This is a genomic window from Brevundimonas sp. SL161, from assembly GCF_049896985.1.
Classification (GTDB): domain Bacteria; phylum Pseudomonadota; class Alphaproteobacteria; order Caulobacterales; family Caulobacteraceae; genus Brevundimonas.
Genome location: NZ_JAFCVJ010000001.1, coordinates 1 through 24426 on the forward strand (window position 1 = coordinate 1; position 24426 = coordinate 24426).

General features: G+C 66.7%; 20 protein-coding genes, 2 tRNA genes and 1 pseudogene. 15 read left to right on the top strand and 8 right to left on the bottom strand.

Annotated elements, in window-relative coordinates:
* Positions 1–303 precede the first annotated feature (303 nt).
* The 12 genes from murA (at position 304) to ACP7AU_RS00060 (ending at position 7585) form a co-directional block, all read left to right on the top strand.
* Positions 304–1608 carry a UDP-N-acetylglucosamine 1-carboxyvinyltransferase gene (gene murA / locus ACP7AU_RS00005; RefSeq protein WP_426050142.1) on the top strand — a complete coding sequence of 435 codons (1305 nt, stop codon included), beginning with the start codon at positions 304–306 and terminating at the stop codon, positions 1606–1608.
* Complete coding sequence (locus ACP7AU_RS00010) at positions 1598–2095, top strand: DUF2948 family protein (RefSeq protein ID WP_426034931.1); 498 nt, start codon at positions 1598–1600, stop codon at positions 2093–2095. Before murA ends, ACP7AU_RS00010 begins: the two co-directional genes overlap by 11 nt.
* Positions 2092–2556, top strand: a complete 465-nt coding sequence (locus ACP7AU_RS00015; protein WP_426034933.1) for a UPF0262 family protein — start codon at positions 2092–2094, stop codon at positions 2554–2556. The genes ACP7AU_RS00010 and ACP7AU_RS00015 overlap by 4 nt, the downstream gene beginning before the upstream one ends.
* A 103-nt stretch (positions 2557–2659) precedes the next feature.
* Positions 2660–2878: a translation initiation factor IF-1 gene (infA, locus tag ACP7AU_RS00020; RefSeq protein WP_008261544.1), complete on the top strand. Its 219-nt coding sequence runs from the start codon at positions 2660–2662 to the stop codon at positions 2876–2878.
* Between the two features lie 12 nt (positions 2879–2890).
* On the top strand, positions 2891–3466 hold the full coding sequence (locus ACP7AU_RS00025; protein ID WP_426034935.1) for a Maf family protein: 576 nt from the start codon (positions 2891–2893) through the stop codon (positions 3464–3466).
* On the top strand, positions 3463–4500 hold the full coding sequence (locus ACP7AU_RS00030; protein ID WP_426050143.1) for a ribonuclease E/G: 1038 nt from the start codon (positions 3463–3465) through the stop codon (positions 4498–4500). The genes ACP7AU_RS00025 and ACP7AU_RS00030 overlap by 4 nt, the downstream gene beginning before the upstream one ends.
* A gap of 4 nt (positions 4501–4504) precedes the next feature.
* Positions 4505–4672, top strand: coding sequence for a DNA gyrase inhibitor YacG (locus ACP7AU_RS00035; protein ID WP_303697036.1), 168 nt, complete (start codon positions 4505–4507; stop codon positions 4670–4672).
* A 73-nt stretch (positions 4673–4745) separates the two neighbouring features.
* Positions 4746–4821 (top strand) — tRNA-Phe (locus ACP7AU_RS00040).
* A gap of 427 nt (positions 4822–5248) precedes the next feature.
* Complete coding sequence (gene exbB, locus ACP7AU_RS00045; RefSeq protein ID WP_426050144.1) at positions 5249–6148, top strand: tonB-system energizer ExbB; 900 nt, start codon at positions 5249–5251, stop codon at positions 6146–6148.
* Positions 6149–6153: 5 nt separating this feature from the next.
* Complete coding sequence (locus ACP7AU_RS00050; RefSeq protein ID WP_426034941.1) at positions 6154–6600, top strand: biopolymer transporter ExbD; 447 nt, start codon at positions 6154–6156, stop codon at positions 6598–6600.
* Positions 6601–6602: 2 nt separating this feature from the next.
* On the top strand, positions 6603–7322 hold the full coding sequence (locus tag ACP7AU_RS00055) for a TonB family protein (RefSeq protein ID WP_426034943.1): 720 nt from the start codon (positions 6603–6605) through the stop codon (positions 7320–7322).
* A gap of 186 nt (positions 7323–7508) precedes the next feature.
* A tRNA-His gene (locus tag ACP7AU_RS00060) sits at positions 7509–7585 on the top strand.
* 87 nt (positions 7586–7672) lie between these two features.
* Here ACP7AU_RS00060 and ACP7AU_RS00065 read toward each other — a convergent pair.
* The 3 genes from ACP7AU_RS00065 to ACP7AU_RS00075 form a co-directional block, all read right to left on the bottom strand.
* Positions 7673–9439, bottom strand: coding sequence for a patatin-like phospholipase family protein (locus ACP7AU_RS00065; protein WP_426050145.1), 1767 nt, complete (start codon positions 9437–9439; stop codon positions 7673–7675).
* A gap of 252 nt (positions 9440–9691) precedes the next feature.
* A complete protein-coding gene (locus tag ACP7AU_RS00070; protein WP_426050146.1) occupies positions 9692–11626 on the bottom strand; it encodes a M61 family metallopeptidase in 1935 nt (644 codons plus the stop codon).
* A 144-nt stretch (positions 11627–11770) separates the two neighbouring features.
* Positions 11771–12271, bottom strand: a complete 501-nt coding sequence (locus tag ACP7AU_RS00075; protein WP_426034975.1) for an FKBP-type peptidyl-prolyl cis-trans isomerase — start codon at positions 12269–12271, stop codon at positions 11771–11773.
* 330 nt (positions 12272–12601) lie between these two features.
* On the opposite strand from ACP7AU_RS00075, the gene rpoB reads away from it, so the two are divergent.
* From rpoB to ACP7AU_RS00090, 3 genes are all read left to right on the top strand, one after another.
* Positions 12602–16717, top strand: a complete 4116-nt coding sequence (rpoB, locus tag ACP7AU_RS00080; protein WP_425987551.1) for a DNA-directed RNA polymerase subunit beta — start codon at positions 12602–12604, stop codon at positions 16715–16717.
* A 100-nt stretch (positions 16718–16817) separates the two neighbouring features.
* Positions 16818–21011, top strand: a complete 4194-nt coding sequence (rpoC, locus tag ACP7AU_RS00085; RefSeq protein WP_426034977.1) for a DNA-directed RNA polymerase subunit beta' — start codon at positions 16818–16820, stop codon at positions 21009–21011.
* A gap of 120 nt (positions 21012–21131) precedes the next feature.
* The gene (locus ACP7AU_RS00090; RefSeq protein ID WP_426034979.1) at positions 21132–21302 is read left to right on the top strand and encodes a hypothetical protein; all 171 of its coding nucleotides are present in this window, start codon (positions 21132–21134) and stop codon (positions 21300–21302) included.
* Positions 21303–21313: 11 nt separating this feature from the next.
* Here ACP7AU_RS00090 and ACP7AU_RS00095 read toward each other — a convergent pair whose 3' ends face one another.
* From ACP7AU_RS00095 to ACP7AU_RS00115, 5 genes and pseudogenes are all read right to left on the bottom strand, one after another.
* Complete coding sequence (locus ACP7AU_RS00095; RefSeq protein ID WP_426050425.1) at positions 21314–22099, bottom strand: hypothetical protein; 786 nt, start codon at positions 22097–22099, stop codon at positions 21314–21316.
* A gap of 166 nt (positions 22100–22265) precedes the next feature.
* A pseudogene (locus ACP7AU_RS00100) lies at positions 22266–22607 on the bottom strand (DUF5990 family protein); the annotation flags it as partial.
* Entirely contained in the window at positions 22600–23340 is a 741-nt protein-coding gene (locus tag ACP7AU_RS00105; RefSeq protein ID WP_426050147.1) for an NUDIX hydrolase, read from the bottom strand. The pseudogene ACP7AU_RS00100 and the gene ACP7AU_RS00105, both read right to left, overlap by 8 nt.
* A gap of 52 nt (positions 23341–23392) precedes the next feature.
* Positions 23393–23749, bottom strand: a complete 357-nt coding sequence (locus tag ACP7AU_RS00110; RefSeq protein ID WP_426050148.1) for a VOC family protein — start codon at positions 23747–23749, stop codon at positions 23393–23395.
* A complete protein-coding gene (locus ACP7AU_RS00115; RefSeq protein ID WP_426050149.1) occupies positions 23746–24387 on the bottom strand; it encodes a hypothetical protein in 642 nt (213 codons plus the stop codon). Before ACP7AU_RS00115 ends, ACP7AU_RS00110 begins: the two co-directional genes overlap by 4 nt.
* Positions 24388–24426 lie beyond the last annotated feature (39 nt).

Sequence of the window (24426 nt, forward strand, 5' to 3'; positions counted from 1 at the left end):
CGCCCTCGCCTCGGACCCTTCTCGACCACGAACGGCTCGAAGAACGCCCACTCCGCATCCGACATCAAACCACGAACCATGGCTGCTCTCCGCAAAGAACAGCCTTGAATCAGCGATCAGCTGATTTGGGAATCCACTTTGTCCACATCACCTAGGGTGGTTTCCCTCTCCCGCCGGCAGAGGGCGCGCGGTCCCTGGAGAATGGTCACGGTTGGTGACAGGCCCTTTCGCGACACGGGGCGACCGCGCTAGATAGCCGGCTCGCCGGGCCCTCCTTTTTCCCTGCGGACGTTCAGGGACGACATGGACAGCATCACGGTTCACGGCAACGGTCCGCTTCACGGCTCGATTCCGGTCAGCGGCGCCAAGAACTCGGCCATCAAGCTGATGGCGGCGTCGATCCTGACCGACCAGACACTGCTGCTGACAAACATGCCGCGGCTGGCGGACACGAAATTCCTCGGCCGGCTGCTGCAGCAGTTCGGCATCACAGTGACCGAGAACGGCTATGGCGCCGATCAGGAAACCCTGTTTGACGCCAGGGAAATCACGTCGAGCTTTGCGCCCTACGATCTGGTTCGCCAGATGCGGGCGTCGTTCAACGTCCTGGGCCCGCTGCTGGCGCGCACGGGGCATGCCAAGGTGTCCCTGCCGGGCGGCTGCACCATCGGGGCGCGGCCGGTCGACCTGCATATCGACGCCCTGACCCGTCTGGGGGCGCTGATCGAGCTGGACGAGGGCTATGTCTCCGCCACGGCGCCCAGGGGGCTGATCGGTGCCGAGATCGAGTTTCCGTTCGTCTCGGTCGGCGCGACCGAACACACGCTGATGGCGGCGACCTTGGCGCGGGGAACGACGGTCCTGAGGCGGGCGGCGCGGGAGCCGGAAATCGGCGACCTCGCCAGCTGTCTGGTGATGATGGGCGCGAAGATCGAGGGGATCGACACCGACACCCTGACGATCGAGGGCGTGACCTCGCTGAACGGCGGCGAATGGTCGGTGATTCCCGACCGGATCGAGATGGGCTCCTACGCCTGCGCCGCCGCTATGGCCGGGGGCGAGGTGCGGCTGACCCGGAGCCGGCCGGAGCTGATCACGGCCCTGACCGACCGGATGGTCGAGGCGGGCGTCGAGATCATCCCGACCGAGGACGGGGTGATCGTGAAGCGCGATCCGGCGCAGCGGCTAAAGGCCGTCAATGTGGCGACCGAGGTCTATCCGGGGTTCGCCACCGACCTGCAGGCCCAGTTCATGGCCCTGATGACCACGGCCGACGGTGTCAGCGTCATCCACGAGAACATTTTCGAGAACCGGTTCATGCACGCGCCCGAGCTGATGCGTCTGGGTGCCGAAATTTCGGTCCACGCGGGCGAGGCGCATGTCACGGGTGTCGAGAAACTAAAGGGTGCGCCGGTCATGGCGACGGACCTTAGAGCCTCCGTCAGCCTGGTCATCGCGGGTCTGGTCGCGGAAGGTGAAACCAATATCGGTCGGGTTTATCATCTGGATCGCGGGTTCGAGCGTTTGGAAGAGAAGCTCGGCGCATGCGGGGCGGACATCCGGCGGGTCAAAGGCCCGCCCGTGGAAGGACCGGGCGATGACCACTGAAGCCCTCGAATGGGACGCGCAGGAGGCGATCCGCACCCAGAGCGGCGGCGCCAATGAGCCCCTGCGGCTGCTGGCCGAGGACGGCGAGGACCTGGCGATCATTTCGGCGGCGCTGCAGGACGCGATCCTGAGGCCGGCCGACATCGTCTGGGAAAAGGGCGCGAGGCGGCTGACGATCGAGCTGAGCCGGTTCTGCTGGGAGTGCGGCGGGACGCGTGTGAGGGCCGCGATGCAGTTCGGCGACGTGCTCGCGGTCAAGAGCCGGGGCCTGCCGAGGCTGCCCGACGCGCCGCTTGAACTGCTGGCGATCCACTTCTTCGAGGGTGAGGCGCCGGGCGGTCGGGCCATTTTGATGTTCGCCGGCGGCGGGGACCTGAGGGTCGACGTCGAATGCCTGGACGCGGTGGTGACCGATCTTTCGGAACGCTGGCCCGCCCGGGTCGCCCCGACTCACCTGGACGCGCCCTCGGCAGGGATGGAGCCGTGAGCGATCATCGCCTGGCCTCCGTCGATCTGGACGAGGTGACCCTGCCGTCGGCGACGGCGGAGATCGAGCACGAGCGCCGCGTCGCCATCTTCGACCTGATCGAGAAGAACTCGTTCGAGCCCGAAGGGTCGGAAGGCGGACCCTATGGCCTGAAGCTGTCGCTGCAGGACAACCGGCTGGTCTTCGACATCACCGGGGTGGATTACACGCGGACCTATGCCCTGAGCCTGACGCCGCTGAAGAGCGTGCTGAAGGACTATTTGATGATCTGCGACAGCTATTACGAGGCGCTGCGCGGGTCGTCGGCCAGCCAGATCGAGGCCGTCGACATGGGCCGGCGGGGGCTGCACAACGAAGGCGCCGAACTGCTGAAAGCCCGGCTGGACGGCAAGGTCCAGATCGACCACGAGACGGCGCGACGGCTGTTTACGCTGGTGTGCGCGTTGTATCGGCGGGGTTGAACTCGACTAGCCGCCGGTTTTGGTGCATTAGCGCCGACTTCTTACGGCTCGCGCTTTCGTCCGGCGCGGGCCTTGATTCGTATTCAAGGGCGCGAGAGGCCGCATGGCTAAGGAAGAACTGCTCGAGTTTCCCGGTACGGTCAGCGAACTGTTGCCGAATGCCACGTTCCGCGTGACGCTCGAGAACGACCACGAAATCATCGCCCACACCGCCGGCAAGATGCGCAAGAACCGCATCCGCGTGCTGGCCGGGGACAAGGTCCTGGTCGAGATGACGCCCTATGACCTGACCAAGGGCCGCATCACCTATCGCTTCAAATAAGGACGGGGCTGCATGGCCCGTGCTGAACTGGTGCTGGCCTCGGCCAGCCCGCGCCGCATCGAATTGCTGGCGCTGATCGGGATCACCCCCGATCGTATCGATCCCGCTGACATCGACGAGACCCCGCTGAAGGACGAGACGCCTTCGCGGCTGGCCGTGCGGCTGGCCCGGACCAAGGCGCAGGCCGTCGCGGCGCGGGCGCCCGACGCCGTCGTCCTGGCCGCCGATACGGTGGTGGCCGTGGGGCGCCGGCTGCTGGAGAAACCCGCCGATGCGGTTGAGGCCGAGAAATTCCTGCGCCTGATGTCGGGACGGAATCACCGGGTCTTCACCGGGGTGGCTGTGGCCGCAGGCGAGACCGTAAGGCACCGGGTCGTGGACACGAGGGTAGCCATCAAGCGGCTGTCGGACTCCGAGATCGCGGACTACGTCGCCGGGGGCGACTGGAAGGGCAAGGCCGGGGGCTATGGTATCCAGGGGCCGGCGGCCGCCTTCGTGCTGAAGATCATCGGCAGTCATCCGGCGGTGATGGGCCTGCCCCTGCCGGAGACGGTCAACCTGCTGGCGGGCGCCGGCTGGCGCAGATGAGCGAGGTCGAGACCTTTCTGGACGACACGCCGGGCGAGGTCAGGGGCGTCGTGGCGCGGGACGGCCGGTTCGAACGCCTGCTTATCCAGCGAGAAGACGATCCGCCTCAGCATCGGCTGGGCGCGCGTAGCGTCGGGCGGGTAATCGAGGCCGATGCCGCCTTCCGCGCCGCATTCATCGACCTGGGATGCGAAGGCCCGTCCGGGTTCCTGCCGCTCGGCAAGGGCGAAGGCCTGAACGCCGGCGAAATTGTCGAGGTCGAGGTGACGGCGGAACGGCGCGAAGCCAAGGGGCCGGCGCTGAAGCGGCTCGGCGCGGGGGAGGGGGAGGGGAAACCCCGGCTGATTGCGCCCGGACCAGATGTCATCGAGCGGCTGCGCTGCGCTGCCACCGGGGTCGAGCCGATTCGGGGCGTGGCGGCGATCCAGGCCAGTTGGGACGCCGAGGAAGAGGCGCTGGGGTCGGGGGAGGTCTTCGCCGAATGGGCGCTGGACCTCGCGGTGCAGAGGATGCGGGCGCTGATCGCAGTGGACATAGACTATACACACCTGCCGGGACGCGATGCGCGCAAGGGGCGGGCGCAGGCCAATCGACAGGGTCTGAACCAGGCGGCGCGGATGATCCGGCTGAGCGGCTGGGGCGGGCTGGTCGCCGTCGATCTGGTGGGAACGACGCTGGATCCGGCGCAGGTCACGGAGATGGCGAAGACGGCCTTCGCCGGCGACGACGCGACGCTGGGGCCCCTAAGCCGGTTCGGCCTGCTGCAACTGGCCCTGCCGTGGCGGACGCGGCCGGTGGAAGAGATCTTGCTGGAAGCGGGCGGACGGCGGTCCGTCACCACGCGGGCGATCGATGTCGCGCGATCCCTGAGGCACGCCATGTTGTCCGACACCGCCACGCCGCGCTTCACCGCCCGATGCAGCCCGGACGAGGCCGCCGCCGCCGCGCCGTTGATCGCGCGGCTTGGACCCCGTGCGGCGCTGAAGGCGGACGCCGTCCTCGCGGCCGGGCGTTTCATGGTCGAGGAGGGCTGAACCAATGGCGACCTGTCCGATCTGCCGCAAGAATCCGGCCGCCGAGGCCTACAGGCCTTTCTGTTCGAAGCGCTGCGCCGATGTGGACCTGCAGCGCTGGCTGGTGGGGTCCTACGTCCTGCCGGACACGGGCGAGGGCGTCCCCGACGCCGATCCCGAAAACGAAGACTGATCTCCGCTCGATCCTGCTCTGGACACCCCGTTTCGGCTCGCCTATAGACCCGCCTCTCGCGTTTTGACGCGTGGCCTGGATAGCTCAGCTGGTAGAGCAATGGATTGAAAATCCATGTGTCGGTGGTTCGAACCCGCCTCCAGGCACCATCCTTCCCAAGCGGAAGAGCCGACCATTCCCAAACGTAAGGCTTCGATTCCGTTTCGGCATGGCGGGGTCGATTAACCTAACGCCGAAATGCAGCAGTGGTAAGACATTGCGGGGATTCGGCCCGGGGGCTCGCCCGCGGGGCGAAAAGCACCTCTGAAGCCTTGACGCTCTGTTATCGGTTCGCCAAAGGAGCTTGACCGCTTTCTTTGCGTGAGCGGCCGAACGCCCGCCGGGCCTCGTGCTCCAAGGCTTCGACCAACCCGCCGATGGTGCTCTCGAGCAACCGGATGCGACAGAAGGCGTTCCGCAGTTGGCCATCCGGCCGATCGGCGGGACACAACCGATTTCATAGAGGGCGGAGCGCCCCTGACGCGCTCCGATCCTGGGTTCCACGAGTCAGACCAAAAAAGCAGGAACTGGCGACACATGATTAAGACCAACACCCTTCTCGCCCTGGCCGGCGCCGCCGTCCTGATGGCGGGCTCGCCGGCTCTGGCGCAAGCCCCGGCAGCCCCTGACGCGACTGCGGCTCCTGCCGCCGCTGCTGCCGCTCCGGCCGCCACCACCCCGGCCCCGGCCGCTCCCGTCGCTGAAGCCGATCCGGAATCGGTCGGCGATGCGGTCTCGGGCGGACACGGCGGCGACATCACGCCGATCTCCATGTTCATGGAAGCCGGCATCGTCGTTAAGATCGTCATGATCGGCCTGCTGCTGGCCTCGATCTTCTCCTGGACCCTGCTGCTCATCAAGCTGATCGAGTTCGGCGGTCTGAACCGCAAGACCGACCAGTTCCTGGAAGCCTTCCGCGGCGCCCGCACGATCGCTGACATGCGTCGGGTCGCCACCGCCGACGAGTTCGACGGCAACCCGCTGGCCGACATGGCCGCCGCGGCCACCGAAGAAATCGAACTGTCCCGTCAGGCGGGTCTGAATGTCCACGGCGACCACAGCGATTCGGCTCTGCTGCGCGCTCAACAAGCCGTTGCCGCAGTTCAGGCCGGCCTCGCCGCCCGCCTCTCGGGCGGTCAGCAGTTCCTCGCCTCGACCGGTTCGACCGGCCCGTTCGTGGGTCTGTTCGGCACCGTCTACGGCATCATGAACTCCTTCATCGGTATCGCCCAGTCGAACACGACCAACCTGGCCGTCGTCGCCCCGGGTATCGCCGAGGCCCTGCTCGCCACCGGTATCGGCCTGTTCGCCGCTATCCCGGCCGTTATCTTCTATAACTACTTCAACACCCGCATCTCGGCGTACGGCACGCGCTCGGACGGCTTCAACGCCGAACTGGTCAACGCCATCTCGCGTCAACTCGACAAGGGAGCGTAAGACGGATGGCCGCCAAACTTTCAGGCGGCGGCGGCGGCAAGTATAACGTCGAGCAGCAGAGCGACATCAACGTCACGCCATTCGTTGATATCATGCTGGTTCTCCTCATCATCTTCATGGTGGCGGCGCCTCTCGCCACCGTGTCGGTCGAGGTGAAGCTGCCGACGGCCGTGGCCCCGCCGCAGGAGAATCCTCCCAAGCCGGTGTTCATCTCCATCCAGAACGATGGTGACGTCTTCATCGGCGACGGACGCAGCAGCCCCGAACAGCTTGGGGACGATCTGCGGCGCCTGATCCGCACGCGTAACCCGGAAGAAGAACGTATCTTCATCCGTGGCGACCAGCAGACCCGGTATGGCGACTTCATGCAGGTCATGAACGCCCTGCAGGACAACGGCTTCTACAGCGTCGCCCTGGTCGGCGAAGACAACTCGACGCCGCCGGGAGGTTGACGATGACAGACACACCCGTTGAGTATCATCGCAGCCGCTATGACGCCCCTCGCAAGAAGGGTTTCATGGGGGTCTCCCCTGGCGTTTGGCTGATCGCCTTGTCGACCGTTACGGTCCTCTTCGCGATCATGATCTTCTACTTGCAGAAGACCAAGTTCGAGCTGCGCATCCAGGAGTATTCGGACGACGCCGTGGACGTCGAGATCGTCGAACCGATCCCGCCGCCCCCGCCGCCCCCGCCGCCTCCGCCACCGCCGGACACCCCGCCGCCGCCCAAGCTGCAGGTCCGTCCGCCGGTGATCAACACCCTGGCGCCTCCGCCGCCGATCACGCTTCCGATCGAGCCGACGAAGAAGGAAGACCGGGTCGAGTATCGGGGTCCGCCCGTGATCGTCCCCGGACCTCCGCCGCCGCCGGCTCCGCCGGCTCCGGTTCGTCCGCCGGTGATCACGAACCCGAGCTGGGCCTCGCAGCCCCGCCCGAGCTATCCGGATCGTGCTCTCGAGCGCGGTCTGTCGGGCAGCGCCGATCTGAGCTGCACCGTCAACCCGAACGGCAGCGTCTCCGGATGCTCGATCGTCTCGGAAACGCCGTCGGGCGCCGGCTTCGGTCGCGCTGCTCTGGCTGCGGCCCGCAGTGCCCGTCTGTCGCCCCGTTCGGTCGATGGCGTGGCCACCGGGGGTACGGTTCGCTTCACCGTCAGGTTCAACCTGCCGGACTAGAACATGGCCCGGAAACGGACCAGCGAATGCGCCCCGAGGGAGACCTCGGGGCGTTTTTCGTTGCCGGATAGGCTAGAGGCGCCGAAGCGGTCTTGATCGTCGTCTCCCGCGACGCTAGACACGCGCCTCGCGTCGCCCCTCCCACGGTCCGATCTTCGATCGGCCGACATTCGGGGGGGCCGCTGCGCCGCCTTAGCTCAGTTGGTTAGAGCGCCGGTTTGTGGAACCGGAGGTCCTCAGTTCAAGCCTGAGAGGCGGTACCATTCCTTCACAGCATCGATGGGTTCGGAACGCGGACCTGCAGGTCCGCCTGCGCCGCGAAATGCGGACCTGAAGGTCCGCTCTCCCAATCAGGCCACGGCCGGTTCTGACTCGCTCTGGTCCAGGGGCGAGGCCGTCACGTCGGCGCGCTGGCGGAGGGTCTCGATCGGCCCTTCCAGCTTCGCCAGGGCCTTGACCGCAGCCGCATGGCCGGCCGCGACTACAGGGTCGTAAACCTTCCAGTCGCGGATGTCGGAGCCGTCGGGTTCGGGCAGGATCAACAGATCCGTGTCGGCTCGCGAACTCTCCATGTCGGCGTCCGTGGTGATGGTCGCCGAGCGCATGAGCACCGAGACGATCGGCGGGCCCTTCTTCCAGGCTCCGGAGACGATCCAGCGCCACCAGGATGGCGGGTTGGCCAGGGTCGCGGGATCGACGCCGCGGGTCTGGGACATGTCGACGCCGATGATCGGGCCCGCATTCATCTGGCGCATGACGTCGGTGGGGAAATTCTTGATCACGGCGCCGTCGACCAGCACCTGGCCGTCGATGACGACTGGCGGCATGACCCCGGGGATGGAGATGGAGGCGCGCATGGCCCGGCGCAGCAGGCCCCGACGGTGCACCTCGATCCGGCCGCTCGTCAGGTTCGACGAGACGGCGAAGAAGGGCAGGGGCATGTCGGCGATGTCGATCTCGCCATAGGCGTCCTGAAGCAGGCGGGCGACCTTGCCGGCGCGGGTCATGGCGATGATCGGGAAGGCGAGGTCCGACAGGGGATCGGAGCGGACAAAGGCGGTCCGGATGCGGGCGTCCAGCTCCTCGTCGGTCCAGCCCAGGGCGGGGCCGGCGGCGATGACGGCGCCCATGGATGAACCGCCCAGAAAGTCGAACCGCACCCCAGCCTCATGCAGGGCGCTGACGGCGCCGATATGGGCATAGGCGCGGGCGCCGCCGCCGGACAGGACCAGACCCACGGCCCGCCCGGTGATGATCCGGGCGATACGGGCGGCGTCCGCCGCGTCGCCCTCGATCGCGTGGAACCAGCGGCCGGGGTTGATGGCGTCCAGCCAGACGGCTGTGTTGGCCGGGCGGCGCATGCGGGGGTCGCGCAGCAGGATCAGGTCGGTGAACTGCTGCAGGCCGTGGGCGGTGCGGATCGGGATGTTGGCCGGCGGCGCTGTCAGGGCGTCTCCGATGAGGAATAATCGATCGACCTGGCGCGCGCAGAGATTGGCCCAGGACGGCTCATCCAGTTCGGCGACGTAGAGGACGAAGTCGTGGCTGTCCTCCATGCGCGAGAACCATTCGGAAACCGAGGACAGGGCTGAGTGGTCGATGACCTGGCAGGTGTGGCCCTGGGCCTCGACGGCGGCGGTGAGGCGGTCGACGAAGGGGCGGATGGGGCGGCCACGCACCGAGATGAAGCCGAAGACACTGGGTTCGGTGACGCCCGGCGCGCGCTCGCGGGCCCGGCGCAGCATCAGCCGGGACAGCTCGATCATGACGTCGGGGTGGGTGCGGACGGCCTCGAAGAAGACGTCGCGCGGGAGGGCCAGGATCTCGGAATCGCGCAGGGCGACGACGCTGGCCGAATGCGGCGTACCGGCGATCAGGGCCATTTCGCCGACCGGCTCCCCGGGCTTAATGACGCCGAGGAACTGGGGCGGCTGATCCTCGTCCTGACGGAAGACGCCGAGGCGGCCGGACCGAACCAGATAGAGGCTGTCTGGCTCGTCCCCGGCCGAGAAGAGCAGTTCTCCGCCGGTCAGGGCGAACCAGCTGGCCCTGGTGTTCTGATCCTCGAAAACCCGCGCCAGCGCCGCTTCCAGATTGTCGTTGCGGGAAGGGCTCATGCGGGTGTCGTCGCCGTGGCTGGCGGCCGGTCAACGCCCGGCCGGCTGACCTGGATTAACGGCGGATTGGGGGGAGGGGCAAGGGGCGACCTGTCTCCTCCCACCAGGGGGAGGGGCCTCGCGTAGCGAAGGGGTGGGGGCGGCATAGCGATGCGGACACGCAGCTTTAGGTTTTGCCTTGCCGCCCCACCCGGTCTCCGCTGCGTTTCGACCACCCTCCCCCGAGGGGGAGGGAGAATCAGATCCGTCGGATTACCGCCGCCTTGCCGTGAACAGGTCGCCGAGCCGGTCGGGGGCGCCTTCGATCCGCTCCAGATGCGGGTATTTCAGGCCCTCGTGATAGTCGAAGGCCACGGTGCGGTAGCGGGTTCCGTCGCGGACGATGAGTTCTATCTTCTGGTCGGCGCCCTTGGCGGCGGTAACGGCGGCGCGAAGGGTGGCGGCGGAGGCGACCTCGCCGTTGACGGCGATGATCTGCATGCCAATCGCCAGCCCCTGTCCGAAGGCAGGGCTGTTCCACTGGACGCTCGAGAGGGTGTTGTCGGCGCCGGTCATGAAGCCGAGCGAATAGATGAAGTCGTTGCGGCCGTACTCGGCCCAGAGCGTCTTCTGATAGTCGCTCATCGTGTCGGTATAGACGAGGCGGTAGCCGCCGCGCGTTAGACCATCCAGCGGCGCGCCCGGGCCGTGGCCGTCGAGACGGGTGCGCAGGAAGGTCGCCCAGTCGTGTTCCATGACGCCGTTGAGCGTCTCGACGACCGTTTCGAAGGTGTAGGGGTTCGCGTCGTAATTCCCCTCCTGGACGCCGAAGAAGGCACGGGCGAAGTCGTCGAGCGACTTGCGGCCGTTGGTCTGCTCGCGGATCAGGGTGTCGGCGTCGAGCCAGATCAGCTGGCCCTCGACATAGTAGTCCTCGCTGCGCTGCCAGGACCGCCAGCCGATCGGGCGGCGCTGGGAGACAATCGGGTCGTTGACCGTGTCCTGCATCGCCCGCCATTCGCGACCGACGGTGTTGTCATAGGTGGCGGCGTCCATAGCCAGGGCGTCCAGCGCCTGTTGGCGGCTATGCAGGCCCGAGCGGGCGGCCAGAACCTTGCCCCAGAACTGGGTCTGGCCCTCGTAGACCCACAGAAGTTCGTTCTGCATGGGCAGGTTGAAGTTGGCGACATCCTGGCCCGCCGGGCGGCGGTACTTGCCGTCCCAGGAGTGGGTGTATTCGTGGGCCAGCAGGTCGCGGTCGCCGAGCTTGCTGTCCCAGTCGGTGAAGAAGCCCGGATCGACGCTGTTCTCCGACGACCGGTGATGCTCCAGCCCGATGCCGCCCATCCGATCGGTCATGGCGACGAGGAAATCATAGTGGTCGTACTGGCGTGTGCCGAACAGGCGGTCGGCCTGGACGACCAGGGTGCGCAGGATGCCGATCTGTTCGTCTGTCGGGGCGATGTTTTCGTCGGCGTCGGCGACGATGTTGAGGAGGACGGGCGAACGGCCGCCGGGATCGAGGTCGATCTGGCGATAGTGGTCGCCGACGAACATCGGGCTGTCCACGAGAACGTCGAGCGGGACGGGCTGGAAGGTGGTGGTGGCGCCGGTCGAGCTGTCGGGGCGGAGAGCCGTGCCGTATTCCCAGCCTTCGGGAAGGGTGACGCCGGCCTGGATGGTGATGTTCCGGTGGAAGCGGCCGGCGGGGTAGAGCAGCATCTTCTCCCACTGGATGTTGAGCATCTCGGCCGTCATGGTGATGCGGCCCTGGGCCCCGGTTGTCGGCGACAGGTGCTGGAACTCGGCCACCAGTTCGGTGGCGCCCGCCGGAACGACGATGTGGAAGGCGTAGGGGCTGAGCGCATCCCGCACCCATTCGATGCGCTGGCCGCCGGCCGTGAAGGTCAGGCCGGCGAGCTGGGTCACCGGGCCGACCGGGCCATGGTTGCCGGGCAGCCATTCCGGGAAGAACAGGGTCATCGGGCCGGCGGCCTCGACCGGAATGGTCTCGCGCACGCGATAGATGCGGCGGTTCAGGTCCGTGGCGTCGACGTCGAGGCGGACGACGCCGGGCCAGGCGCGATCGACGACGGCGGGGATGGGCTGGGGCGTCGGAGGCGTCTGGAGCGCCGTCTGGGCGAAGGTCGGCGAGGCCGAGGCGAGGAGGAGGGCCGCGAAACAGGCGGAGACGGCGAGACGCTTCATGATGCTGGGAATCCGGAGATGAACAGGCGGGCACATGAGCGCCGGGTGCGACAGTCCGTCAAGCGGCGCCTTGTCTTCAAATCCTTGCATCCCCGCCTTCGCGGGGATGCAAGGGGAATTATCGTGAGCCTCGAGTCAGTTGGCCTACTTCACTTCCAGCAGTTCGACCTTGAACAGCAGGGTCGAGTTGGGCGGCAGTTCGTCGCCGCCGACCCAGCGGGCGCCGTAGCCGAGGTCGGCGGGGATGGCGAAATGGAAGGTCTCGCCGACCCGCATCAGGGCGACTCCCTCGGTCCAGCCCTTGATGACCCGGTTCAGCGGGAATTCGGCCGGTTCGCCCCGGTCGTATGAGGAGTCGAACTTGCGGCCGTCAATGAAGGTCCCCTCGTAGTGGACCCGGACGGTCGAGGTCTCGGTCGGTTGGGCACCCTCGGGGTGGGCGGTGCCTTCACGGAAGTACTGGAGGCCGGTGGCCGTGGTGGTCCAGCCGCGACGGGCGCCGTTCCAGGCCAGGTAGGCGGCCTGACCGGCTTCGTACTCGGCGGGCGTCGAGTGGACGGTCGGGTCGACCACGGCGACAGGCTCCGGCGCGGTGGCGCAGGCGGCGAGGGCGGCAGCAGCGACGAAGATGGGGATGATTTTCATGGAGCGACGCTAGCAGTCGAAAAAGCTCTTGCGAAGATGCTGGAAATCGGAGTGCGGGCCTTTATTTCGCCTGAGAAGCGCGTATATGTCCGCGTTCCGCAACACTCCCCATGAGTCTGCGCGAAAGCGCCGAGGCCCGGTCCGTCGCCCTCCGACCGAGCGAAGGCGTGGCTCCTTACCCAGGGAGCTCACCAGATTTCAGGCCTCCTGACCGCGAAAGCGCGTCGAGGGTGGAGGCCGAAACCGATTGTCACGGCGTGCCGCTCGCACCGCCGTGGCTGCTGCATTTTGCGCGTGGTCTCCCCCCGGATCCGCGAATGGGAAAACAGAATGACTGACGTCCTGAACGGTCTCACCATCAATGGTCAGATCGCATCGGCCACGACCTTCACCGGCAAGAAGCGCATCCGCAAGTCCTTCGGGCGTATCCCGGAAGCGGTGGCCATGCCGAACCTGATCGAGGTTCAGCGCGCCTCCTATGAGCAGTTCCTGCAGCGTGAGGTCCGTCCGGGCGTCCGCAAGGAGCAGGGCATCGAGGCGGTCTTCAAGTCGGTCTTCCCGATCAAGGACTTCAACGAACGCGCCGTGCTGGAATACGTGTCCTACGAGTTCGAGGACCCCAAGTACGATGTCGAGGAGTGCATCCAGCGCGACATGACCTATGCCGCGCCGCTGAAGGTCAAGTTGCGTCTGATCGTGTTTGAGGCGGACGAGGAAACCGGCGCGCGCTCGGTCAAGGACATCAAGGAACAGGACGTCTACATGGGGGACATCCCCCTGATGACGGACAAGGGGACCTTCATCGTCAACGGCACCGAGCGGGTGATCGTTTCGCAGATGCACCGCTCGCCGGGCGTCTTCTTCGACCACGACAAGGGCAAGACCCACTCGTCGGGCAAGCTGCTGTTCGCCGCCCGCGTGATCCCGTACCGCGGTTCGTGGCTCGACTTCGAGTTCGACGCCAAGGACGTGGTGTTCGTGCGCATCGACCGTCGCCGCAAACTGCCGGCGACCACCTTCCTCTATGCCCTGGGCATGGACGGCGAGGAGATCCTGCGCACCTTCTACGAGACCGTTCCCTACGAGAAGCGCGGCGAAGGCTGGGTCACCCCCTACAAGGCGGATCGCTGGAAGGGCGTGAAGCCCGAGTTCGACCTGGTCGATGCCGACACCGGCGAGATCGTCGCCTCGGCCGGCCAGAAGATCTCGGCCCGTGCGGCCAAGAAGCTGGGCGACACGACCAAGTCGCTGTCGCTGGCGGCTGACGCCCTGGTGACCCGCTACCTGGCCGCCGACGCCGTCAACTACGAGACCGGCGAAATCTACGCCGAGGCCGGTGACGAGCTTGACGCTCCGATCATCGAGCTGCTCGAAGAGCGTGGCTTCACCACCATCGACGTGCTGGACATCGACCACGTGACGGTCGGCGCCTACATGCGCAACACTTTGCGTGTGGACAAGAACACCGGCCGCGACGATGCGCTGTTCGACGTCTATCGCGTCATGCGTCCGGGCGAGCCGCCGACCACGGAAGCCGCGGAAGCCATGTTCAACTCGCTGTTCTTCGACAGCGAACGTTACGACCTGTCGGCCGTCGGCCGGGTCAAGATGAACATGCGTCTGGAAACGCCGGAAGTGTCCGACGAGACCCGCGTCCTGCAGAAGGACGACGTGCTGAAAGTCCTGCAGATCCTCGTCGGCCTGAAAGACGGCCGCGGCGAGATCGACGACATCGACAACCTCGGCAACCGTCGGGTCCGTTCGGTCGGCGAACTGCTGGAAAACCAGTACCGCGTTGGCCTGCTGCGCATGGAACGCGCCATCAAGGAGCGCATGTCGTCGGTCGATATCGACACGGTAATGCCGCACGACCTGATCAACGCCAAGCCGGCCGCGGCCTCGGTGCGTGAATTCTTCGGCTCGTCGCAGCTGTCGCAGTTCATGGACCAGACGAACCCGTTGTCGGAAATCACCCACAAGCGTCGCCTTTCGGCGCTTGGCCCTGGCGGTCTGACGCGCGAGCGCGCCGGCTTCGAAGTGCGCGACGTGCACCCGACCCACTACGGCCGCATCTGCCCGATCGAAACGCCGGAAGGCCCGAATATCGGCCTGATCAACTCGCTGGCCACCCACGCCCGGGTGAACAAGTACGGCTTCATCGAGAGCCCGTACCGTCGCGTGAAGGACGGCAAGGCCCTGGACGAGGTGGTCTACATCTCGGCCATGGAGGAGTCGAAATACACGATCGCCCAGGCCAACATTCAGCTGAAGGACGGCATGATCGTCGAGGAGCTGGTCCCGGGCCGGATCAACGGCGACTCCCAGCTGCTGATCCGCGCTGACGTGGACATGATGGACGTGTCGCCGAAACAGGTCGTCTCGGTCGCCGCCGCCCTGATCCCGTTCCTGGAAAACGATGACGCCAACCGGGCCCTGATGGGCGCGAACATGCAGCGTCAGGCCGTGCCTCTGGTGCAGTCGGACGCGCCTCTGGTCGGCACGGGCATGGAAGCCGTCGTGGCCCGCGACTCGGGCGCCGTGGTCGTGGCTCGCCGCGACGGTGTTGTCGAACAGATCGACGGCACCCGGATTGTGGTCCGTGCGACCAACGAACAGGATGCCAGCCGTTCGGGCGTCGACATCTATCGCCTGTCGAAGTTCCAGCGCTCCAACCAGTCGACCTGCATCAACCAGCGCCCGATCGTGCGTGTGGGCGATGAGGTGAAGGTCGGCGACGTGATTGCCGACGGTCCCTCAACGGACCTGGGCGAACTGGCCCTGGGCCGGAACGCGCTCGTCGCGTTCATGCCCTGGAATGGCTACAACTTCGAAGATTCGATCCTGATCTCGGAACGCATCGTGCGCGACGACGTCTTCACCTCGATCCACCTCGAGGAGTTCGAGGTGATGGCGCGCGATACGAAGCTCGGGCCGGAAGAAATCACCCGCGACATCCCGAACGTCGGCGAGGAAGCCCTGCGCAACCTCGACGAGGCCGGCATCGTGGCCATCGGCGCCGAGGTCCAGCCCGGCGACATCCTGGTCGGCAAGGTGACGCCGAAGGGCGAAAGCCCGATGACCCCGGAAGAGAAGCTGCTGCGCGCCATCTTCGGCGAGAAGGCTTCGGACGTCCGCGACACCTCGCTGCGTCTGCCGCCCGGCGTCGCCGGCACTATCGTCGACGTGCGCGTGTTCAACCGTCACGGCGTCGACAAGGACGAACGCGCCATGTCGATCGAGCGCGACGAGATCGAGCGCCTGGGCAAGGATCGCGACGACGAACTCGCGATCCTGGAACGCAACGTCTACGGCCGCCTGCGTCCGCTGGTCCTGAACAAGAACGCCGTCTCGGGTCCCAAGGGCCTGGGCCGCGGTGAAGTCACTGAAGCCAAGCTGGGCGAGCTGTCGCGCGGCCTGTGGTGGCAGATCGCCCTCGACGACGAGAAGGCGATGGGCGAGCTGGAGCAGATGAAGAAGTCGTTCGAGGACGCCCGCAAGGCGCTCGACCGTCGCTTCGAGGACAAGGTCGAGAAGCTGCAGCGCGGCGACGAGCTGCCCCCCGGCGTGATGAAGATGGTCAAGGTGTTCGTGGCCGTGAAGCGCAAGCTTCAGCCCGGGGACAAGATGGCCGGTCGTCACGGCAACAAGGGCGTCATCTCCAAGATCCTGCCGATCGAGGACATGCCGCACCTGGAAGACGGGACCTCGGTCGACGTCGTTCTGAACCCGCTGGGCGTGCCCTCGCGCATGAACATCGGCCAGATCTTCGAAACCCACCTCGGTTGGGCGGCTGCGGGCCTTGGCAAGCAGATCGCTGGCCTGTTGGAAGCCTGGCAGGGCGGCGGCCAGAAGCAGGCGCTGATCGAGTATCTGACCGGCATCTACGGCGAAGACACCCCCCTGCCGCAGGAAGAGCACGAGCTGATCGAGCTGGCGCAGAACCTGTCGAAGGGGGTTCCGTTCGCGACGCCCGTATTCGACGGCGCGCACATCTCGGACATCGAGGACCTGCTCGAGAAGGCTGGTCTGGAGCGTTCGGGTCAGTCGATCGTCTATGACGGTACGACCGGCGAGCAGTTCAAGCGTCCGGTCACGGTCGGCTACATCTACATGCTGAAGCTGCACCACCTGGTCGACGACAAGATCCACGCCCGCTCCATCGGTCCGTACTCCCTGGTCACCCAGCAACCGCTGGGCGGCAAGGCGCAGTTCGGCGGTCAGCGCTTCGGGGAGATGGAGGTCTGGGCTCTGGAAGCCTACGGCGCCGCCTACACCCTGCAGGAAATGCTGACGGTGAAGTCCGACGACGTGGCCGGCCGGACCAAGGTCTACGAGGCCATCGTGCGCGGCGACGACAGCTTCGAGGCGGGCATTCCCGAGAGCTTCAACGTTCTCATCAAGGAAATGCGCTCGCTGGGTCTGAACGTGGAGCTGGAGAACAGCTGACCGGCCGAATAATCCCTCCTCGCGCAAGCGGGGAGGGACGGTCCCTCCGCTCTCTCCATCTCTCGAATTTTACGCGGCCCCCGCCGCAGAAGGAAACAAGATGAACCAGGAAGTCCTGAACATCTTCAACGCGGTCCCGGTCACCCCGACCTTCGACCAGATCAAGATCGCCCTGGCCTCGCCGGAAAAGATCCGCTCGTGGTCGTTCGGCGAGATCAAGAAGCCCGAGACGATAAACTATCGCACGTTCAAGCCCGAGCGTGACGGCCTGTTCTGCGCCCGTATCTTTGGTCCGACCAAGGACTATGAATGCCTGTGCGGCAAGTACAAGCGCATGAAATACAAGGGCATTATCTGCGAGAAGTGCGGCGTGGAGGTCACCCTGGCCCGCGTCCGGCGCGAGCGGATGGGCCATATCGAACTGGCCTCTCCGGTCGCCCACATCTGGTTCCTGAAGTCGCTGCCGTCGCGCATCTCGCTGATGCTGGACATGGCGCTGAAGGACGTGGAGCGCGTGCTCTACTTCGAGAACTACATCGTCACCGAGCCGGGTCTGACCCCGCTGAAGCAGAACCAGCTTCTGACGGAAGACGAGTTCTATCGCTACCAGGACGAGTTCGGCGATGACGGCTTCACCGCCGAGATCGGCGCCGAGGCCGTGCGCAACCTGCTGATGGGCATCGACCTGCATTCGGAGGCCGAGCGCCACCGCGGCGAGCTGGCCGACAGCCCGTCGGAAGTGAAGGCCAAGAAGGCCTCCAAGCGCCTGAAGCTGATCGAGGCCTTCCTCGAATCCGGCAACAAGCCCGAGTGGATGATCCTGACGGTCGTGCCGGTCATCCCGCCGGAACTGCGTCCGCTGGTGCCGCTGGACGGCGGCCGCTTCGCCACCTCCGACCTGAACGACCTGTATCGCCGGGTCATCAACCGCAACAACCGCCTCAAGCGGCTGATCGAGCTGCGCGCGCCTGACATCATCATCCGCAACGAAAAGCGGATGCTGCAGGAATCGGTCGACGCCCTGTTCGACAACGGCCGTCGTGGTCGCGTCATCACGGGCGCCAACAAGCGTCCGCTGAAGTCGCTGGCCGACATGCTGAAGGGCAAGCAGGGCCGCTTCCGCCAGAACCTTCTGGGCAAGCGCGTCGACTACTCCGGCCGTTCGGTCATCGTCGTGGGCCCGGATCTGAAGCTACACGAGTGCGGCCTGCCCAAGAAGATGGCGCTCGAGCTGTTCAAGCCGTTCATCTATGCGCGCCTGGACGCCAAGGGCCTGTCGGGCACCGTCAAACAGTCCAAGCGCATGGTCGAGCGCGAACAGCCCCAGGTGTGGGACATCCTCGAAGAGGTGATCCGCGAGCACCCGGTGATGCTGAACCGCGCGCCGACGCTTCACCGTCTGGGCATCCAGGCGTTCGAGCCCAAGCTGATCGAGGGCAAGGCCATCCAGCTTCACCCGCTGGTCTGCGCCGCGTTCAACGCCGACTTCGACGGCGACCAGATGGCCGTGCACGTCCCGCTGAGCCTCGAGGCCCAGTTGGAAGCGCGCGTGCTGATGATGTCGACCAACAACATCCTGTCGCCGGCCAACGGCAAGCCGATCATCGTGCCGTCGCAGGACATCGTCCTGGGTCTGTACTATCTGTCGCTGGTCAAGGACGGTGAGCCGGGCGAAGGCAAGCTGTTCGCCAACATCGGCGAGATCGACGCGGCGCTGGACGCCGCCGTGGTGACCCTGCACACCCGCATCAAGGCGCGCTGGAGCGAACAGGACGCCGAAGGCAACGAGATCACCAAGGTGATCGACACAACGCCGGGCCGCATGAAGCTGGGCGCGCTGCTGCCGCAGAACCCGAACGTCGGCTACCGCCTGCTCGAGAAGAACCTCACCAAGAAGGAAATCGGCAACCTGATCGACGTGGTCTATCGCCACTGCGGTCAGAAGGCGACGGTGATCTTCGCCGACCAGATGATGGGTCTGGGCTTCAAGGAAGCCGCCAAGGCCGGCATTTCGTTCGGCAAGGACGACATCGTGATCCCGGCCAAGAAGGTCGAGATCGTCGCCGCCACGCGCACCCTGGTCGAGGAGTACGAGCAACAGTACGCCGACGGCCTGATCACCAAGGGCGAAAAGTACAACAAGGTCGTTGACGCCTGGGCCAAGGCCACCGACCGGGTCGCCGACGAGATGATGGGCGAGATCGCGCAACCGCGCGTCCTGGCCTCGGGTCGTACCGCCGAGATCAACTCGGTCTATATGATGGCCAACTCCGGCGCCCGCGGTTCGCAGGCCCAGATGAAGCAGCTCGGCGGGATGCGCGGCCTGATGGCCAAGCCGTCCGGCGAGATAATCGAGACCCCGATCGTCTCGAACTTCAAGGAAGGCCTGACCGTCCTCGAATACTTCAACTCCACCCACGGCGCCCGCAAGGGTCTGGCCGACACCGCGCTGAAGACCGCCAACTCGGGTTATCTGACCCGTCGTCTGGTGGACGTGGCGCAGGACTCGATCGTCACCGAGGAAGACTGCGGTTCAACGCGGGGCATCACCCTGCGCGCCGTGGTCGAGGGCGGCGACGTCCTGGTCTCGCTGGGTCAACGGGTCCTGGGCCGCTACAACGCCGAGGACATCAAGGAGCCGGGCACCGATAACGTCCTGTTCCCCGCCGACACCTATCTGGTGGAGGACATCGTCGAGGTCATCGACCGCGAGGGTGTCCAGTCCATCAAGGTCCGTTCGGCCCTGACCTGCGAGGCCGAAGCCGGCATCTGCGGCATGTGCTACGGCCGTGACCTGGCGCGCGGCACCAACGTCAACATCGGCGAAGCGGTCGGCGTCATTGCGGCGCAGTCCATCGGCGAGCCGGGCACCCAGCTGACGATGCGGACGTTCCACATCGGCGGCACGGCCCAGGTGGCGGAAACCTCGTTCTACGAGGCGACCAACGCCGGCGTCGTCAAGGTCGTCGGCCCCACCGTCACCGGCGCCCACGGCGATCTGGTCTCGATGAGCCGCAACGTTGTCGTCACCGTCATGGTCGATGGCAAGGACCGTGAAAGCTACAAGATCCCCTACGGCGGCCGCCTGCGCGTCAAGGAAGGCTCCGAGGTCAAGAAGAACCAGCGTCTGGCGGAGTGGGACCCCTACACCACCCCGATCATCACCGAAGTCGGTGGCTCCGTTCGCTTCGAGGATCTGGTCGAAGGTCTGTCCTTCAAGGAAGAGACCGACGAAGCGACGGGCATCGCCCAGCGCGTCGTCATCGACTGGCGCGCCTCGCCGCGCGGTTCGGACCTGCGTCCGGCCATGGGCATCACCAAGGGCGATGAGTTCGCCAAGCTGGCCTCGGGCTCCGACGCCCGGTACCTGCTGCCGGTGGGGGCCATCCTGTCGGTCGCCAACGGCGACGAGGTCAAGCCCGGCGAGATCCTGGCCCGTATCCCGACCGAGGGCGCCAAGACGCGCGACATCACCGGCGGTCTGCCGCGGGTGGCCGAGCTGTTCGAAGCCCGTCGTCCCAAGGACTGCGCGGTCATCGCCGAGATGGACGGTCGCGTCGAATTCGGTCGCGACTACAAGAACAAGCGTCGCATCAAGATCACGCCGGAACTGAACGCCGATGGCGAACAAGGTGAACCGGTCGAGTTCCTGATCCCCAAGGGCAAGCACATCTCCGTCCATGACGGCGATCTGATCCAGAAGGGCGACTACATCATCGACGGCAACCCCGATCCGCACGATCTGCTGCGTATTCAGGGCGTCGAGGCGCTGGCCGAGTATCTCGTGAACGAAGTGCAGGAGGTCTATCGACTGCAGGGCGTGCCGATCAACGACAAGCACATCGAGGTGATCGTTCGCCAGATGCTGCAGAAGGTCGAGATCCTCGACTCGGGCGAAACTACCCTGATCCGTGGTGACACGGTCGAGGTGGCCGAGGCCGTGCTCGAGAACGAGAAGGTCGAGAAGCGTGGGGGCCGGATCGCCACCACCCAGCCCGTCCTGCTCGGCATCACCAAGGCATCGCTGCAGACCCGCAGCTTCATCTCGGCGGCGTCCTTCCAGGAGACCACCCGCGTCCTCACCGACGCCTCGGTCCACGGCAAGAAGGACATGCTGGAAGGCCTGAAGGAGAACGTCATCGTCGGCCGACTGATCCCGGCCGGTACGGGCGCCTATCTGCGCAGCCTGCAGAAGATCGCCAACGAGCGTGACGCCCTGCTGACCTCGACGCGCGAAGCCGCCGTCGAGCCCCTGCCTGCGGAACTGCAACTGGAGCTGGCCGAGAGCGAGTGATCGCTCTCGCAAGCTGAAGACTGAAGAGGGCGGCTCCGGAGACGGAGCCGCCCTTTTCGCATCCAGAGTTGACGGCTTTGCGGGCAATGGAGACGATTGCGGCGTGGCGGGGAGATGCTGATGCTGGATTTTGTCATCACCTATCTGTCGTCCAGAGAGGGAAAGACGGTCGCAGCCATCCTGGCGGTCAGCCTGATGGTTTCGATCGTGGCGTCCAGCGCCAACCTCATGATCGATGTGGGCGCCGCAGCGCACGACTCCTTCTGCCCGGACCACGGCTGGGCCATTTAAGGGGCCGTCGGCTACTCCATCTTGCGGTTGTTTCGCAGGCGCTCGTCCGTCATCTCGAAGCCGGGCCGCAGGTGGGCGCCGGCACAGGTGCTGCGCAGGTTGCCGCCCGGGCAGTCGGGGCTGGACATGACGATGCCGACGCCGGAGCGGGCTCCGCGCAGGGAATCATGGGCGGCGAGGGCTGCCGCGCCGTCGCGGGCGAACTGGGCGTCGCGGCGCTGTTCCGAGGGCGTCAGGGTGCGCGGGCCGAGCGGGCCGGCGCGGCCGGCGGCCGTGTTGAAGCGGTCGTCGCAGAGTTGCTGTTCGGAGGCGGACAGCCGGCCGTCCATCGTCCGGCAGCCGCCCGCCCCGGTGCGCATCGAACGGCCGACGGCGGCCGCCATCCCCTCGGGCGTCACCTGCCAGGGGTCGGCGGAGGCTGGGGGATGTCCGACGAGGGGGCTGGCGCCGATTCGCGGAACGGCGGCGGTGGGGCGGTCCTCATCCTGGTCCTCACGCATGCGGTCGCGGGCGACGGACGGCACGGCCTCGCCGAGGACCGGGACCGTTTCACGGGCGGCGGCGCTGGCGGGCGTCGGCTCGCGCACCGTTTCGCCCTCGAGGAGGGGGCGAGGCTCCATCTCGACGAAGATCGGGATGTTCGGGGCCTCTGTGACCGGCGGATCGCCCGCGAACAGGCCGATGGCCAGCGGCGTCAGGACGAGCGCGTGAAACGCGACCGAGGCCGCCAGCACCGCGGCGCGGCGACGGTCGGCGGGCGAGCGCCAGGGCGCGATACTCAGGCCGGCGTTCGACACACATCCTCCCCGTGGGTCCAGCCACGCTGACGGGCGACCGTGGCCGGAACAGGGCGTCCCGGACAGGCGCGCCGCGCCTTCCGGGATGACAAGCTCGCGAGATGATGGTCCAGGGCGAGAGCGGACGAACGGTGGCGCAGGCTGGCGTGCCGTCCTTGCCCCGGCCGGGGAGTGTGGCTGCGATGATGGCGCCAGGCTTCAACAGGCCCGATGGAATGTCGTGGACGTCAATCTTGGCGCGGCGGCTGACCTGGACAAGGCCGGGGGGCAGGCCCTCCATCGAACCGCCGACGGCGATGTAGACGAACCGGCGCGTCGGCCCCTCGCGGCGCACGAAGGTTCCGCCGAGTTTGCCGTCCGGCCGGAGATCCACAGGCATGTCGAAGGTCAGGGGCGCATCGGTCGACAGGCGGATGTCATGCGGCGCGTTCTTCGCATCCTGACGCCAGTAGTGCAGCCCGGGGACCGGATCGGCGATGGTCAGGCGCAGGGTCAGGGTCTCAGTCATGACTGACCAGATGGGCTCCGCGCACCATGCGGACAAACGGGAGGGGCCGGTCCGTCCCGGATCGTCGCTGCGCACCGTCCGCGATGACAATCCGTTCGGCGACCTCGGCCAGGACAAAGCGGGTGATGGAGGGCAGGTCCAGGGCGCGGGCCTCGTCCAGCGGGAGCCAGGCGATCTCGTCCAGTTCACCGGATCCGGTGGTCGGTTCGGGGGCCAGCAGCGTCGAGGCGTCGGCCATGAAGAAGCGGGCGTCGAAGCGGCGGGTGCGGCCGGGCGGGGTGATGGCGCGGGCGATGTAGGACAGGGCCGCGAGGTCGGGCAGGGCGCCGGCCTGGCGAAACTCGCGCCAAGGTCCGGCGACGGAGGCGGACGGAGCGGACCGGCCGAGGATCAGGCCGGTCTCCTCGAAGGTCTCGCGCACGGCGGTCAGGCACAGGGCGCGGGCGCGATGCGGCGCCAGTTCGGCTTCGAGACGGGCGCGGGTGGGGCCGGAGGGTTCAGCGCCCGCAGCCGCGGTGAAGTCGGCGCGGTCGATGCGGCCGCCGGGGAAGACCCATTTGGACGCCATGAAGACATGGCCCGGCGCGCGGCGGCCCATGAGCACCTGGGGCCTCTTGCCGCTCCGGACCAGGATCAGGGTGGCGGCGTCCTTGGGGCGCTGGCGCGGACCAGCCGCTCGGGGGGCGTCGCGGAGGTCCTGGGCGGCATCGAAGGGCTGGAGGGGCGACGGCATCGAAAACCGATGCCACGGGGGCGCCGGCAAGGAAAGCGTGACCGCCGTCGGGTCAGCCGAGGACGCGGCCGATTCGGACGAGCGTTCCGCCGGGGTCGCTGAGAGAGAACTCATAGGTTCCCCAGAGGCGGGCGTGCGGCCCCTGCGGTTCCAGGATCAGGTCCCGGACCCGGTCGGCGACGGCGTCCACGTCCTCGACATAGAGGTAGGGGCCCATCGGATTGTCCTCCGAACGGCCGGGCCAGCCGGGTGTGGACCTCAGGTGGATGCGGCAGCCGCTGTTTTCGGCGAGCCGGCGGTAGCCGCCGTGGTCGCTGACCACCTCGAACCCCAGCCGACGGTAGAAGGCTTCGCTGGCGTCGATGTCGTGGGCGGGCACGATGGCCGCCGCGTGATGCTGTTCCATCATTCGGCCTCTCCGTCGGGGCGGGCGAGGATCATCGTCGCGGCGACGGCCAGCGACCAGAGGGCGAATGCGGCCATGGCGGCGACCGCCACCTGCAGGCCGAAGCCGCCGTCCGTCGTCGTGTGCCAGAGGGCGAGGCCGAGAATCACGACGCCCAGCGCCGCCGCCACGCGACCTGCAAAGGACCGGTGCCAGAGCCCGGGAGACCATGTCGCGGCGCCTAGAGCGACCAGGACCGTGCCGAGGGCGTCGAGGCTTTGATTGAGCGCCCACAGGGTGTGTCCGCCGGCCTCGCGGACGGCGGGATCTGAGGTCGACGCCAGCAGTCGTCCGGTCGCGAACCCGTTGACCAACGCCGCCCCGGCCAGGGCCAGCAAGCCCGCGCCGAGGAGAAGCGTGCCGGTGCGGGTCAGGATGCGGGTTTCGTCGAGTTGTCGCTTCACGCCATCGAGCCCGATCGCGAGGGCCAGGAGGCAGCCGATCATGGCGGCGTGAACAAAGCCATTGCTCCAGTCGCTGAGGAACTGTCCGTCGTCGTGTGTAGTCGAGAGCGAGGTCGGATGGTGCAACATCAGGACGAGGGCGAGTCCGGTCGCTGCGGCGATGATGGCGCCGTCAGCGCGGGTCTGGTTGGCGGTCATGTGAGTTCCCCGTTTCAGAGGATCTCTGTGCCGGGAGCG

Bases quoted from the DNA above. Each gene is read 5' to 3' on its own strand.
- ACP7AU_RS00030 (WP_426050143.1), top strand. From the start codon at position 3,463: ATGAGCGAGGTCGAGACCTTTCTGGACGACACGCCGGGCGAGGTCAGG.
- ACP7AU_RS00110 (WP_426050148.1), bottom strand. From the start codon at position 23,749: ATGATGGAACAGCATCACGCGGCGGCCATCGTGCCCGCCCACGACATC.
- ACP7AU_RS00055 (WP_426034943.1), top strand. From the start codon at position 6,603: ATGACAGACACACCCGTTGAGTATCATCGCAGCCGCTATGACGCCCCT.
- ACP7AU_RS00115 (WP_426050149.1), bottom strand. From the start codon at position 24,387: ATGACCGCCAACCAGACCCGCGCTGACGGCGCCATCATCGCCGCAGCG.
- murA (WP_426050142.1), top strand. From the start codon at position 304: ATGGACAGCATCACGGTTCACGGCAACGGTCCGCTTCACGGCTCGATT.
- ACP7AU_RS00065 (WP_426050145.1), bottom strand. From the start codon at position 9,439: ATGAGCCCTTCCCGCAACGACAATCTGGAAGCGGCGCTGGCGCGGGTT.
- infA (WP_008261544.1), top strand. From the start codon at position 2,660: ATGGCTAAGGAAGAACTGCTCGAGTTTCCCGGTACGGTCAGCGAACTG.
- rpoC (WP_426034977.1), top strand. From the start codon at position 16,818: ATGAACCAGGAAGTCCTGAACATCTTCAACGCGGTCCCGGTCACCCCG.
- ACP7AU_RS00105 (WP_426050147.1), bottom strand. From the start codon at position 23,340: ATGCCGTCGCCCCTCCAGCCCTTCGATGCCGCCCAGGACCTCCGCGAC.
- ACP7AU_RS00050 (WP_426034941.1), top strand. From the start codon at position 6,154: ATGGCCGCCAAACTTTCAGGCGGCGGCGGCGGCAAGTATAACGTCGAG.
- rpoB (WP_425987551.1), top strand. From the start codon at position 12,602: ATGACTGACGTCCTGAACGGTCTCACCATCAATGGTCAGATCGCATCG.
- ACP7AU_RS00025 (WP_426034935.1), top strand. From the start codon at position 2,891: ATGGCCCGTGCTGAACTGGTGCTGGCCTCGGCCAGCCCGCGCCGCATC.
- ACP7AU_RS00090 (WP_426034979.1), top strand. From the start codon at position 21,132: ATGCTGGATTTTGTCATCACCTATCTGTCGTCCAGAGAGGGAAAGACG.
- exbB (WP_426050144.1), top strand. From the start codon at position 5,249: ATGATTAAGACCAACACCCTTCTCGCCCTGGCCGGCGCCGCCGTCCTG.
- ACP7AU_RS00035 (WP_303697036.1), top strand. From the start codon at position 4,505: ATGGCGACCTGTCCGATCTGCCGCAAGAATCCGGCCGCCGAGGCCTAC.
- ACP7AU_RS00070 (WP_426050146.1), bottom strand. From the start codon at position 11,626: ATGAAGCGTCTCGCCGTCTCCGCCTGTTTCGCGGCCCTCCTCCTCGCC.
- ACP7AU_RS00010 (WP_426034931.1), top strand. From the start codon at position 1,598: ATGACCACTGAAGCCCTCGAATGGGACGCGCAGGAGGCGATCCGCACC.
- ACP7AU_RS00075 (WP_426034975.1), bottom strand. From the start codon at position 12,271: ATGAAAATCATCCCCATCTTCGTCGCTGCTGCCGCCCTCGCCGCCTGC.